Below are 13,415 nucleotides of genomic sequence, written 5' to 3'. Positions count from 1 at the left end.
AGAGTCTGACTCAAAAAGCGTGTTGGGGCCTGGCGAGGCGTCTGATCAGGAGCCTGAGATGGGCGACGAGAAGCCAAGCGACTTCGGTTGCCGCGGAGCCCTCGAAGTCCTTGGCGAGACGACGGCACCTGCCGAACCAGGCAAAGGTACGCTCGACGACCCAGCGTCGGGGTAAGAGCTGGAAGCCTTTGACGCCGGGTGGCCGCTGGACAATATCGATGGTCCATTGGCCGCAATGGGACAGTGCGTCGAGCAGCTGTTTGCCGCGATAGACTCGGTCAGCAAAGACATGCTGAAGCCTGGGGAAGTGTTCTCTCAGATGTTCCAGCAGAGGGACAGCACCGTGGACATCCTGAACGTTGGCGGGATGCACGTGGACTGCCAGCAGCAGACCATTGGTGTCAGTGACGATGTGCCGCTTACGTCCATGAAGGCGCTTGCCGGGGTCGAAGCCGCGTGGCCCGCCGGCCTGCGTCGTCGGAGCCGTCTGGCTATCGATGACGGCAGCCGTCGGTCCCGGCTTGCGCCCGAGTTTCCGCCGCGCTTGCCGGACCAAGGCTCCGACGATCCGGTGCCACCGGCCACTGTCGCGCCAGGCATAAAAATAGCCTTGGACCGTCGAGTATGGCGGGAACTCGCTCGGCAGGGCTCGCCATTGGCAGCCCGTCGACAAAATGTAGAAGATCGCCTGCACGACCTCGCGCAAATCGACTTCCCGCGGGCGTCCTCGTCGCTGTCGCGCCGGCATCTTCCGGGATATCAGCGCCCACTCCGCATCGGTCAGATCGCTTGTGTAGCGCAGCCCTTTGCGTTGATACTCGACACGAGTGATTTCGGTCCACGGCATCGTACCCTCCCTCGAATCTTCGCAAATCCGAAGGAATCACAGCCAACCGAAATCACTCACTCCTTTTTCAGTCAGGCTCTGAGGAGCGCGGAACGCGCGTCTCGAAGGACGTAGGCCACGGGCGGGGCCTCACGGTTCGAGATGCGCTTCGCGCTCCCATGAGGGTCTATGAATCACCGAATCACCCCCGCACGAGCAGCGTGTTGCTCCGTGTCCGGCCCTGCTCGACGTAACCGCGCGACTTCATGTCTGCAATGCAGTCGCCACTCCATTCATCCTTCGACAGATGCTCGATCACCATGGCGCGCGGCCACAGCGTCTCCGGCGCTTCACGGAAGAAACCGGTGAGCACGCGGTCCTCGAAACCCTCGACGTCGATCTTGAGCGCGTCGACCTTGCTTGCGCCGGCCTCATCGAGAATGCGTTGCAGCCGCAGCGATGGCACCTTGAACGCCTTGCCCGAAGGGGTGCCCGTGACGATGTGGCTCGCGCCGAGATTGTCGCCGTCGGTCTCGATCATCAACTCGCCGTCGGTCGGGCCTGCTGCGGCCGCGACCAGCTTCACTTGCGCGTAGCCGGAAGCCTCCGTGTTGAATCTCAGCCGCGCATGCGTCACCGGGTGCGGCTCGATCGCGATCACCTTGCCCTCAGGGCCGACGTCGCGCGCCAGCGCCAGCGCATAGGTGCCGACATTGGCGCCGAGATCGACGAAGGTGCCGCCCGCGCCGACATGCCGGCGCAGGAATTCGAGCTCTTCGAGATTGTAGTCGGGATTGAAGAGCGCGCCGCGCTCGGTCGCGCTAGCCTGGTGATAGAAGCGGAACGATGCGCCTTGATATGGCACGTCGAGCGGCCCTGAACCGAGCAAATCGACCAGCCGCGACAGCCACGGGCGGAACGCGCCGCGTTTCAGCCCGGTGCCGTGCGCCAGGCGGATGATCGCGGCCTGCGCCGCGTTCGGCGCAAAGGCGCCGAACGGCGCGGGCGAAGTGTCGTTGCTGGGGATCACGCGTTGCCCTCGTCAAAAGCGGCGCATGCATAGCCGGTTTTGCCCGCGACTCCAACGGCTGGTGCTACGGAAACAGCCAGTCCCGTAACCTCGTCGGCACGACGGAGGGTTGACTCACAGGCGGCGCAACAAATTCGGTGTCGTCCCGGCCTTGAGCCGGGACCCATATCCACCGATCTTCATTGCTGCGCGAAGCTGGGGCTACAGCCCACTCAACAACACAATCTCGTGGTTATGGGTCCCTGCGTTCGCATTGCTTTCGCAGGGACGACCGCAGAAAATGGGGCAGGACCTCAGCTTTAGCCTCGCAGGGACGACGTCGCGTTGTGCCTCGCAAGCGCAATCTCCTCACGACGACGCCGGCGCCTGATCGTGCCTGACCGTCAGCGATCGCCCGACCTTGTGCAGCATTTGTGCGAGTTGCTCGATCGAATAGGGCTTTTGCAGCAGCTCGAAGCCGGAGCTGCCTTGTTGCGACAGCACCTGGCTGTAACCGCTGGCGAGCACGATCGGCAGATTGAGTCCCTGCCGGCGGATTTCCTTCGCGAGTTCGATGCCGCTCATGCCGGGCATCACGACGTCGGTGAACACCATGTCGAAGCGGCGCGCGTCGGTGGCGAGCTCTTGCAGCGCGTGGGTGGCGTTGTCGACCAGCACGGCGTTGCAGCCGAGCTGGGTCAGCGCGTCGGCGGCAAACTTGCCGACCTCGGGGTTGTCCTCGACCACCAGCACCGACGCGCCGGTCTGGCCGACCGGCGGAGCATCGCTGCTGAGCAGCGATTGCGGCGGGCCGTCATTGGTCACACGCGGCAGATAGAGCGTGAACGTGGAGCCCTTGCCGACCTCGCTGACAACGTCCACCTCGCCGCCGGACTGCTTGGCGAAGCCGAACACCTGCGATAGGCCGAGACCGGTGCCTTGGCCGACCTCCTTGGTGGTGAAGAAGGGTTCGAAGATCCGCTCGAGCCGCTCCGGCGGAATGCCGACGCCGGTGTCGGCAACGGACACCGCGACATGGCCGTGCGAACTGGTCGTGCTCGTCGTGGCAGAGGGCAGCCTGTCCGCCCGGCTGACCGTGATCGTAAGCCTGCCGGCGCCGTTCATGGCGTCGCGCGCGTTCACGGCCATGTTGATGATCGCTGTCTCGAACTGGCCCGGGTCGGCGTTGACCAGACTTGGCTCGTCCGGCACCTGCGTGACGATCTCGATGCGCGCCCCGATCAGCGTCGCGACCATCTCGCTCAGCGTCCGGACGCTCTCACCGACGTCGAACACCTCGGGCTTGAGGGCTTGCCGGCGCGCAAAGGCGAGCAACTGGCTGGTCAGCCTGGCGGCCCGGTTCACGGTGTTGGAGATCGCCTCGATGTAGTGCAGCCGCCGCGACTCCGGCAGATCCGGCTTTCGCAACATGTCGACTGATCCACGAATGACGGTCAGCAGATTGTTGAAGTCGTGCGCCACGCCGCCGGTGAGCTGTCCCAGCGCCTCGAGCCGCTGGCCATGCCGCAGCGCCTCCTCGGCCTCGATCCGCCGGTTGGCCTCCTCGTGCAGGCGCCGCGTTCGCCTGAAGGCAAGGACGAGCAGCGCGAACAGCAGCGCGGTGGCCGGCACCCCGAAGATCAGATGCGGGGCCATGGTCGCGATCCAGCGCGCTTGGATCGCCGAGGTCGCCAGGCCGGCACTGACATAGATCGGGTATTCGGCGAGCCGCTGATAGCGGATACGCCGCTCGACGCCGTCGCCCGGCGAGTTGATCGTCATTGTGCCGGAAAGCGGGTGGGCGACGATGTGTTGCCCGAGCGGCCCGTTCGGCTCGAACCTGAACTCGTGGTGGATGATCGGATAGTGCGCCAGCACCGCGCCATCGGCCCGGATCAGCGCAAGGAAGCTGCCGGGCTCGCTGCCGATCCGCGCGTAGAAGTTCTCGAAATATTCGGGGAGGACCGAGGCTTGAATGACTCCCGCGAAGCTGCCGTCGGCGTTCATGCGGCCTCGGCTGACACCGAAGAACTGCGATCCCTGGTAGGGCGGCCGCGGCGTCAGCACCTCGCCGATGTAGGTGCCCGCGTCGCCGTCCGCATGCATCCGGAAATAATCCCGGTCCGAGAAGTCCATATCGGGGGGCGATATGACGAGGCTGTTGACCAGGGCATGGCCTCTGGAATCGAACACCCAGACCGATTTCACCTGGGGGAGCGTATCGGCGAGCTTGCCGAGCCGCTCGTGAAGCGCCTGCTCATGCGCGACGATATCGGCATCCGACATGCCGCGAATGATCTCGGCGGTCTCGGACAGGCTGCGGTCGATGGTCTCGAACACCTTGAGTGCGTGCTCATGGGCGACGTCAAGGGTGCGCTCGATGTCCCGGTCGGCGGCTTCGTTGGTCGAGACCCAGGAGATCGCGGAGGCAAAAACGAACAATGCCAGCGGGAGGGCCAGCGACGCGGCCATCATCCATTGCAACAATCTCAGCGAATTGCGTTGTGCGGTCTGCAAGGGCGCTCCGGCTCCGGGCGAAGCTTAACGCAAACCTCAGCGCGGGAGAACGCAAAACCCGACCTCCGGTTGCGGCCGGGGCCGGTCCATCGTGCCGTGACCGCGCGCGGGCGCCGGGCGCGGCGCCGGATCGACCAACCGGTCGCCAATTGCCGTTCGCGGAGGGCCGGTGCCGGCGGCATACCAGCCCCAGCCGTGCCTGCACGGAGGGGGCGGGTGCCCCCTCACGACCGCGTTAGCCGCGGTCGGCGGCCCGGCTGAAAAATCGCTTGAAAACGAAGCTCGTGGTCGCTGTTTTTAGCGGTTCTAAAACCTGTCGCGGGCAAATGCTTGACCCTGTAACTACCTGCTGAAAAACAGGCCACATGACACGCGACCCAAATAGCTCCCAGGACATCCGGCTCGGACACGCGGATCGCGGTTTTGTCGGCAAAATCCTCAGGCTCGATGCGCTGCAGACCGGCTCGTCGCTCTCGCCGCACGAGTTGGAGCAGCGCCTGGTCGAGATGGGATTTGTGGAAGGTGCGCGCGTGGAAATCCTGCACGAAGGCACGATCCGGCGTGATCCGATCGCCGTGCGGGTCGATACCATCACGATCGCGCTGCGCCGGAGCGAAGCCATGGCTGTGATCGTCGAATGACAACTGCATCCCTGCGCCTTGCGCTGGTCGGTGCCCCGAACACCGGCAAGACGTCGCTGTTCAATCGCCTGACCGGCAGCAGCCAGAAGGTCGCCAACTATCCGGGCGTCACGGTCGAGCGGAAGTCCGGCGGCTTCGTCACGCCGCAAGGCCGCAATGTGACCGTGCTCGATTTGCCCGGCACCTATTCGCTGCGCGGCCGCAGCCCGGACGAGGAGATCACCCGCGACATCGTGCTCGGGCGCTTCAAGGGCGAGGCGGTGCCGGATCTCGTGTTCTGCGTTGCGGATGCCACCAATCTGCGGCTGACACTGCGGCTGGTGCTCGAGCTCAAGCGCATCGGCCGGCCGATGATCCTCGTGCTCAACATGATCGACATTGCCAGGCGCCGTGGCGTGACGATCGACCTCGACCGCCTGTCGCAGGAGCTCGGCCTACCGATCGTGACCTCGGTCGCCGTCCGCAAGGGTGGCGTCGACGATCTGCTCAAGCGGACCGACGAGTTCCTGGCGCGATCGCGCGAGACGCCGGCGACCGGTCAATGGACGGCGCCCACGATCGCCGATCTCAAGGCGGCACAGCGCGAGGCGGACCGCATCATCGCCGCGAGCGTCACGCTGCCGGCCAAGCCCGATACGCTGACCAACCGCATCGATGCGGTCGTGCTGCATCCGGTGGCGGGCCTAGTGATCCTGGCGCTGATCCTGTTCGTGATGTTCCAGGCGGTGTTCACCTGGGCCCAGCCGGCGATGGAGCTGCTGTCGGACGGCTTCTCCGCGCTCGGGCAGGTGGTTCACGACGTGCTGCCCGAGGGCCTGCTGCAGAGCTTCCTGCAGAACGGCGTGATCTCCGGCGTCGGCAGCGTCATCGTGTTCCTGCCGCAGATCATCATCATCTTCCTGTTCATCCTGCTCCTGGAAGATTTCGGCTACATGGCGCGCGCCGCGTTCCTGATGGACCGCATCATGGGCGGCGCCGGGCTGCACGGCCGCGCTTTCATTCCGCTGCTGTCGAGCTTTGCCTGCGCCATTCCCGGCATCATGGCGACCCGGGTTATCGACAATCGCCGCGACCGGCTGACCACGATCCTGATCGCGCCGCTAATGACCTGCTCGGCGCGGATTCCGGTCTACACGCTGATCATCTCGGCCTTCGTGCCGGCGAAGATGCTGTGGGGCTGGGTCAATCTGCAGGGCCTCGTGATGTTCGGCCTCTATGCCGCGGGCATCACCAGCGCGCTGACGGTCTCGGCGGTCGCGAAGTTCTTCCTGTGGCGCGACCATGCGCCGGCGCCGTTCATGCTGGAGTTGCCCGACTACAAGATCCCGCGGCTACGCAGCATCGCGATCGGTGTGTTCACCCGCGCCAAGATGTTCCTCTATCGCGCCGGCACCACGATCTTGTCGATGATGGTGCTGATCTGGTTCCTGGCGTCGTTCCCGACCGCGCCGGCCGGCGCCGAGGGGCCCGCGATCAATTACAGTTTTGCGGCGATGATCGGCCATGCGCTCGAGCCGCTGCTGCGGCCGATCGGCTTCAACTGGCAGATCGCGGTGGCGTTGATCCCGGGCATGGCGGCGCGCGAGGTCGCGGTCGCGGCGCTCGGCACGGTCTATTCGATCGAGGGTGGCAAGGAAGCGGCGGAAGCGATCGGCCAGGTGCTGGCGCAGAAATGGACGCTGCCGACCGCGCTGTCGCTTTTGGTCTGGTACATCTTCGCGCCGCAATGCGCCTCGACGCTGGCGGTGATCCGCCGTGAGACCGGCAGTGCGAAGTGGATGGTGGTGACCTTCGTCTACATGCTCGCGCTGGCCTATGTCGCGAGCTTCCTGACCTTCAACCTGGCGCAGGCGCTGGGCCTGCATTAGGTGAACAGTCGAGTTCCGGTCGCCCCGGCCTGAGACCGTGATGGATGCAGGCTGCGAAGCGATCCGGTCTGGCGCGCATCAGGGCGGTGTGACGACAATCATCCGATAGGGGTGTGTTCGTCTTGAGCAACGCCAAGCCGGCTACGGAGCCTTCAACAGAACTGAAGAGCTTCGTCTGAGGGTCTCTTCGGGCGAGCCGGAGGCATCGATCCGGGGCCAGTGAAGCTGGCCGATGCTGTATTGTTCCTGCTGTGCAGCAACTTCGCGTGTCGCATCGGAAGCATCCCTGCCGCGTGACGCGACGCGATCCACACGGATCGACAAACTTGCGTGCAGGAAGATCGGTCGAAAGTCGGCTGTCATCCCTCGCGCGTCCTGTTCGAGCGTGGATCGCTCGCTCTCGCGCAGGAAGGCTGCGTCAAGGATCGCTGAGAAGCCCTGCGCCGTGATCTGCGCGGCACGTTCGAGCATCGCCTTGTAGACGCGATCACTCACTTCGGCGCTATACGCACTGTCCGGCAGCGCCGTGAGCGGATCAACGTCGAACAGCTGCTTACGGATCACGTCCGAACGCAGGATGACCGCGCCGGGTGGCGGTTGCAACAGGCAGGCGGCGTCGCGCGCCAGCAGGCTCTTGCCTGTTCCGGACATCCCTCCGATCGGAACCAATGAGGGTCTTGCCGAGGTGACCAGCCGTAACGCCAGTTCGAAATAGGAATTCGCCTCGGCCAACGCCGCATCGTCGCGTGATTGCTCGTATTTGGTGAAGAGCACCTGGCTGCGAATCGCCGCCCGCATGGAAAGAAACAGCGAAAGCAACCGCAGCGCGCCGCCGTTGTGGCGCCAGGTTGGTTCGAGATAACGATTGAGCAGCCGGTTTGCCGCGCGTAGCGAGCGAAAGTGGAGGAGATCCATCAGCGGGAAGGCAAGGTCGTAGAGAACGTCCGTGGTTGCCATTGCCGGGTCGAACTCGATGGCGTCGAACAACACCGGCTGCTGGTTGATGAGAACGACATTGCCGAGGTGAGCGTCGCCATGGCAGCGTCGGACGCATCCGGCTGAAGCCCGCCGTTGAAGCACCGGCTGACAGCTCGCCAGCCAGCCATGGCTCCGCTCATGCAACCGCTCGACGGCATTGCGCTCGATTGTGGGTTGGCCGCGGAAGTTCTCGGTATTGCGGTCGATGATCGTGGCGATGGAGGCAAGCCACGCGCGGCCATCGCAAATCTCGGCCCTTTCGTGCGATCGTTCGTGCGATCGCCGGATGGTATCGGCCAGCGCGTCACCGATCTCCGGCCTGATCTCGCCGGCAGCGGCCAGATGATCGAGCGTGCAGCGTTCGTCAAAGCGCGCCATCTCGACCGCCCACTCAAGGACTGGCCCGGCGCCGCCGATTTCCGGGCCGTTCATTCCCCTGGTGATCGGGATGACTTGCCGGTAGAGTTCGGGGGTGTAGCGCCTGTTGACGGCAAGCTCTGCCTCGCAGGCCTGCCTACGCTTCTCCAGCGTCGAAAAATCCAGGAATGGCAGGCGAACGGCTCGTTTGATCTTCAGAACGCGATCAGGCTCGAGGAACACCACGGAGATATGAGTATCGACCCGCCTCGCCACGCCGCTGTGGACGCGCTCGTCCATGAAGGCAAGCACCGCTTCCGGGTCGCCGTCACGGTCGCTTGTATGGGGTGGCGCCGTCATGGTCGCAGCACAGCCGCGCCCACCAGCCTGCCGTCGCGCAGCTGCGCCAGCGCTTCGTTGGCACGCTCGAGTGGAAATACAGTCGTGTGGGTCCGAATATCGGCACCGGCCCGGATGCCGAGGAAATCAATGCCGTCCTGTCGTGTCAGGTTGGCGACGGAGACAATCTGCCGCTCGCCCCAGAGAATGTCGTAGGGGAACGAGGGGATGTCGGACATGTGGATTCCGGCGCATACCACGCGCCCGCCCTTGCGCACTGCGCGCAGCGCGTGCGGCACCAATGATCCAACCGGCGCATAGATGATTGCAGCGTCAAGCTCGACCGGGGGCTTGTCCTCGGACGCCCCGGCCCAGTCCGCTCCCAAGGAGCGTGCAAGGGACTGGGCATCCCGGTCATCCTTGCGGGTGAACGCATAAACCGACCGGCCCTGCGACCGCGCGACCTGTGCAACGATATGTCCGGCCGCGCCGAAACCGTAGATGCCGATGTTCCGGCCCTCGCCGGCCATCACCAGCGATCGCCAACCGATCAATCCGGCGCAAAGCAGCGGGGCAAGTGCCACGTCATCGTCGCGCTCTCCGAGCGGGAAGCAATAGCGAGCGTCGGCAATGAGATGGGTGGCGAAGCCGCCGTCGCGGGTATAGCCAGTGAACTGCGGACGATCGCAGAGATTTTCCTGACCCGCACGGCAATAGGGACAGACGCCGCACGTGCGGCCAAGCCAGGGCACGCCGACGCGTATCCCGATCGGCAGCTCGGTGACACCATCTCCCAGCGCATCGATCCGGCCGACGACCTCGTGGCCGGGGATGATCGGATAGGACACGTCAGGCAATTCGCCATCAACGACGTGGAGATCGGTGCGACAAACGCCGCAGGCACTGACCCTGAGACGAACCTCGCCTGGGCCCGGAACCGGGTCGGGCCGCTCCTGAAGGACAAGAGGCGCATCGCGCGCCGCAAGCACCATCGCATACATGGCTACCCATCCGAAATCGTAGCGGACGCAGTGTGAGCAGGCGATCGTCGCGAGCCTTGATCTCGGTCAAGACAGAGGTTTGAGGCCACCTCTCAAGGACAGTGTCCGTGAGCTGGGTTCAGTCAGGAGAGAATAAATGAGCAAGGCTACGGTTCCCATTCACATCGGGAACGAGCGCAGCTTCGGCGGTGCCATTCCGGCAGTGCGACAAAGGTGATCCGGAAGAAGGCGCGGAGCGCTGGCCATTCACCGATCGGATCGATCGATGGCGGCCCAGGCTCCAGCGCCTGCGACGGGTCAGATCTGGCGTTCGACCAGCTTGAACTTGAGCTCGGCGATCGCTTCCGACGGGTTGAGGCCCTTCGGGCACGCCTTCGCGCAGTTCATGATGGTGTGGCAGCGATAGAGGCGGAACGGATCCTCGAGGTTGTCGAGGCGCTCACCGGTCGCTTCATCGCGCGAGTCGGTGACCCAGCGCGTCGCCTGCAAGAGCGCGGCGGGACCGAGGAAGCGTTCGCTGTTCCACCAGTAGCTCGGGCACGAGGTCGAGCAGCAGGCGCACAGGATGCATTCATAGAGGCCGTCGAGCTTCTCGCGGTCCTCGTGGCTCTGCCTCCACTCCTTCTGCGGCGTCGGCGTCGTGGTCTTCAGCCACGGCTCGATCGAGGCATACTGGGCGTAGAAATTCGTGAGGTCGGGGACGAGGTCCTTGACGACAGGCTGATGCGGCAGCGGGTTGACCTTCACCGCGCCGCCGGCGGCCACGTCGTGCATCGACTTGGTGCAGGCGAGCGTATTCTGCCCGTCGATGTTCATCGCGCAGGAGCCGCAGACGCCTTCGCGGCAGGAGCGGCGGAAGGTCAGCGTCGGATCGATGTGGTTCTTGATCCAGATCAGGCCGTCCAGCACCATCGGACCGCAATCGTTGACGTCGACATAGTAGGTGTCGACGCTCGGATTCTTGCCGTCGTCAGGATTCCAGCGATAGATATTGAATTCGCGCGTCTCGGTGGCGCCGGCCGGCTTGGGCCAGGTCTTGCCGCCGGAGATCTTCGAATTCTTCGGAAGTGCGAATTCAACCATGCTTGCTCGCCTTCGTTCTCAGTAGACCCGCGCCTTCGGCGGGATGTACTGCACGTCGTTGGTCATCGTGTAGCTGTGCACCGGGCGGTAATCGATCGCCGTCTTGCCGGCCGGATCGATCCAGGTCAGCGTGTGCTTCATCCAGTTCTTGTCGTCGCGGTCGGGGAAATCCTCGCGCGCATGCGCACCGCGGCTCTCGGTGCGGTTCGCAGCCGAGTCCATCGTCACGACCGCCTGCACGATCAGATTGTCGAATTCGAGCGTCTCGACCAGGTCGGAGTTCCAGACCAGCGAGCGGTCGGACACCGAGATGTCGCTGACGCCGCCATAGACCTTGTGGATCAGGTTCTGGCCTTCCTGCAGCACGTCGCCGGTGCGGAACACCGCGCAATTGTTCTGCATCACATGCTGCATGCTGTCGCGCAGCTTCGCGGTCGGCGTCGAGCCGGAGGCGTGGCGGAAATGGTCGAGCCGGCCGAGCGCGCGGTCGGCCGAATCCTTCGGCAGTTCCGCCTGCTTGGCGTTCGCGGTCAGCTTGTCGGCGAGGCGCAGCGCGGCTGCGCGGCCGAACACCACGAGGTCGATCAGCGAGTTGGAGCCGAGGCGGTTGGCGCCGTGCACCGACACGCAGGCCGCTTCGCCGATCGCCATCAGGCCGGGCACCACCGAATTGTCGTCGCCGTTGCGCTTGGTCAGGACTTCGGCGTGATAGTTCGTGGCGATGCCGCCCATGTTGTAATGCACGGTCGGCACGATCGGGATCGGCTCGCGGGTGACGTCGACATTGGCGAATATCTTGGCCGATTCGGAAATGCCGGGCAGCCGCTCGTGCAGCACCTTCGGATCGAGGTGATCGAGGTGCAGGAAGATGTGATCCTTCTTCTTGCCGACGCCGCGGCCTTCGCGGATCTCGATCGTCATCGCGCGCGAGACGACGTCGCGCGAGGCGAGGTCCTTGGCCGACGGCGCGTAGCGCTCCATGAAGCGCTCGCCCTCGGAGTTGACGAGATAGCCGCCTTCGCCGCGCGCGCCCTCGGTGACGAGGCAGCCCGAACCATAGATGCCGGTCGGGTGGAACTGGACGAACTCCATGTCCTGCAGCGGCAGGCCGGCGCGCAGCACCATGCCGCCGCCGTCGCCGGTGCAGGTGTGCGCCGAGGTGCAGGAGGCGTAGGCGCGGCCGTAACCGCCGGTGGCCAGAATCGTGGTCTGGGCACGGAAGCGATGCAGCGTGCCGTCCTCGAGCTTGAGCGCGATGACGCCGCGGCAGACGCCTTGGTCGTCCATGATCAGGTCGATGGCGAAGAATTCGATGAAGAACTCGGCCGCGTGGCGCAGCGACTGGCCATACATCGTGTGCAGCATGGCGTGGCCGGTGCGGTCCGCGGCAGCGCAAGTGCGCTGCGCCTGGCCTTTGCCGAAGTCCATAGTCATGCCGCCGAACGGGCGCTGATAGATTTTGCCGTCCTCGGTGCGCGAGAACGGAACGCCCCAATGCTCGAGCTCGTAGACCGCGTCGGGCGCATTGCGCACCATGTATTCGATTGCGTCCTGGTCGCCGAGCCAGTCCGACCCCTTCACGGTGTCGTACATGTGCCAGCGCCAGTCGTCCGGATGCATGTTCCCGAGCGAGGCGGAGATGCCGCCCTGCGCCGCAACCGTATGCGAGCGGGTCGGGAACACCTTGGTGATGCAGGCGGTGCGCAGGCCCGCTTCCGAGCAGCCGACCACGGCGCGCAGGCCCGCGCCGCCGGCGCCGACCACGACGACGTCGTAGGTGTGGTCCTGAATCGGGTAAGCCTTGCCGTTCGTAGCCGGGCCACTGCCGTTGGTGGCCTTGCCGTTTCCTTCACCGGCCATGGGTTATACTCCCGACGACAATTTGAGGATTGCGTAGATCGAGGCCAGAGCGACCACGAAGCAGAAGAAGTTGTTCGCCATGACGCTCGCGATCTTCAGCTTCTCGTTCTGCACGTAGTCTTCGATCACGACCTGCATGCCAATCTTCATGTGCCAGGTGCTGGCGATGATGAAGAGCAGCAGGATGACTGCGATCGGCAGCGAGCCGAGGATTTGCGCCGCGCCGGCCTGATTGCGGCCGAGCAGCATGATCACGACGACGATCACGGGGATGATGAGCAACGCCATTGCGACCGCAGTGACGCGCTGGCGCCAGAAGTCGCCCGTGCCGGTGTGCGAGGAACCGAGATTGCGGACGCGCGCCAGCGGCGTGCGCATCGAGGATGGGCCGCTCATCGTCCACCTCCGACAGCGTAGGCAATGATCCAGATCAGGATGGTCAGCGAGATGCCGCCGACCAGGGCGCCCCAGGTCAGCGCCTCGCGCTCATTGGCCTTGAAACCGTAGCCGAGGTCCCAGACGAAATGCCGGATGCCGCTTAGCAAATGATGCATCAGCGCCCATGTGTAGCCGAACACGATCAGCTTGCCGATGACGCTGCCGGTGAAGGCCTGGACATTGGCATAAGCGGTGGGGCCGGACGCCGCCGCAATCAGCCACCAGGCGAGCAGCAGCGTTCCGAAATAGAGCGCAATGCCTGTGGCGCGGTGGACGATGGACAGCGCCATCGTCAGGGTCCAGCGGTAGCTCTGGATATGAGGCGAAAGGGGTCGTTCGATCCTGGCGGTCATCGGCGGGCTTTATGTTGTGGTGGGACCGCGGCCGGCCCATCGGGGAACGCGGTAGATGAATTCTATTTACGGAGTCGGGCAGGCCCGCGCAACGCCCAAATAGCCTTCGGTCGAACCGAAGTTCATTGTTACCGCAGCCGAAATC

Annotated in this window: 11 protein-coding genes; 2 read left to right on the top strand and 9 right to left on the bottom strand. The window is 64.6% G+C overall.

Annotated features, from left to right (window positions below; all coding sequences use genetic code 11):
- Positions 1 to 10: 10 nt before the first annotated feature.
- The 3 genes from AS156_RS05830 to AS156_RS05820 form a co-directional block, all read right to left on the bottom strand.
- A complete protein-coding gene (locus AS156_RS05830) occupies positions 11 to 847 on the bottom strand; it encodes an IS5 family transposase (protein WP_066499812.1) in 837 nt (278 codons plus the stop codon).
- A 181-nt stretch (positions 848 to 1,028) separates the two neighbouring features.
- Positions 1,029 to 1,856: an FkbM family methyltransferase gene (locus AS156_RS05825; protein WP_066501208.1), complete on the bottom strand. Its 828-nt coding sequence runs from the start codon at positions 1,854 to 1,856 to the stop codon at positions 1,029 to 1,031.
- Between the two features lie 348 nt (positions 1,857 to 2,204).
- Positions 2,205 to 4,352: a hybrid sensor histidine kinase/response regulator gene (locus tag AS156_RS05820; RefSeq protein WP_066501205.1), complete on the bottom strand. Its 2,148-nt coding sequence runs from the start codon at positions 4,350 to 4,352 to the stop codon at positions 2,205 to 2,207.
- Between the two features lie 365 nt (positions 4,353 to 4,717).
- On the opposite strand from AS156_RS05820, the gene AS156_RS05815 reads away from it, so the two are divergent.
- Positions 4,718 to 4,993: a FeoA family protein gene (locus AS156_RS05815; RefSeq protein ID WP_066501203.1), complete on the top strand. Its 276-nt coding sequence runs from the start codon at positions 4,718 to 4,720 to the stop codon at positions 4,991 to 4,993.
- A complete protein-coding gene (feoB, locus tag AS156_RS05810) occupies positions 4,990 to 6,861 on the top strand; it encodes a ferrous iron transporter B (protein ID WP_066501201.1) in 1,872 nt (623 codons plus the stop codon). The genes AS156_RS05815 and feoB overlap by 4 nt, the downstream gene beginning before the upstream one ends.
- 141 nt (positions 6,862 to 7,002) lie before the next feature.
- Here the strand turns inward: feoB and AS156_RS05805 are convergent, their stop codons facing one another.
- From AS156_RS05805 to sdhC, 6 genes are all read right to left on the bottom strand, one after another.
- Complete coding sequence (locus AS156_RS05805; protein ID WP_082747351.1) at positions 7,003 to 8,556, bottom strand: bifunctional aminoglycoside phosphotransferase/ATP-binding protein; 1,554 nt, start codon at positions 8,554 to 8,556, stop codon at positions 7,003 to 7,005.
- Positions 8,553 to 9,536, bottom strand: a complete 984-nt coding sequence (locus AS156_RS05800; RefSeq protein WP_066501196.1) for a zinc-dependent alcohol dehydrogenase family protein — start codon at positions 9,534 to 9,536, stop codon at positions 8,553 to 8,555. Before AS156_RS05800 ends, AS156_RS05805 begins: the two co-directional genes overlap by 4 nt.
- A gap of 297 nt (positions 9,537 to 9,833) precedes the next feature.
- Positions 9,834 to 10,619 (bottom strand): succinate dehydrogenase iron-sulfur subunit, encoded by a 786-nt coding sequence (locus AS156_RS05795; RefSeq protein ID WP_066501195.1) that lies wholly within the window; start codon positions 10,617 to 10,619, stop codon positions 9,834 to 9,836.
- Between the two features lie 18 nt (positions 10,620 to 10,637).
- Positions 10,638 to 12,479, bottom strand: coding sequence for a succinate dehydrogenase flavoprotein subunit (gene sdhA, locus AS156_RS05790; protein WP_066501194.1), 1,842 nt, complete (start codon positions 12,477 to 12,479; stop codon positions 10,638 to 10,640).
- 3 nt (positions 12,480 to 12,482) lie between these two features.
- A complete protein-coding gene (gene sdhD, locus AS156_RS05785; RefSeq protein ID WP_082747353.1) occupies positions 12,483 to 12,857 on the bottom strand; it encodes a succinate dehydrogenase, hydrophobic membrane anchor protein in 375 nt (124 codons plus the stop codon).
- A 14-nt stretch (positions 12,858 to 12,871) separates the two neighbouring features.
- Positions 12,872 to 13,270, bottom strand: a complete 399-nt coding sequence (gene sdhC, locus AS156_RS05780; RefSeq protein ID WP_066501191.1) for a succinate dehydrogenase, cytochrome b556 subunit — start codon at positions 13,268 to 13,270, stop codon at positions 12,872 to 12,874.
- Positions 13,271 to 13,415 lie beyond the last annotated feature (145 nt).

This window comes from Bradyrhizobium macuxiense (assembly GCF_001542415.1).
Lineage (GTDB): Bacteria > Pseudomonadota > Alphaproteobacteria > Rhizobiales > Xanthobacteraceae > Bradyrhizobium > Bradyrhizobium macuxiense.
Note: the sequence above shows the minus strand (reverse complement) of the source record. Positions and strands in the feature narration are given on the sequence as shown.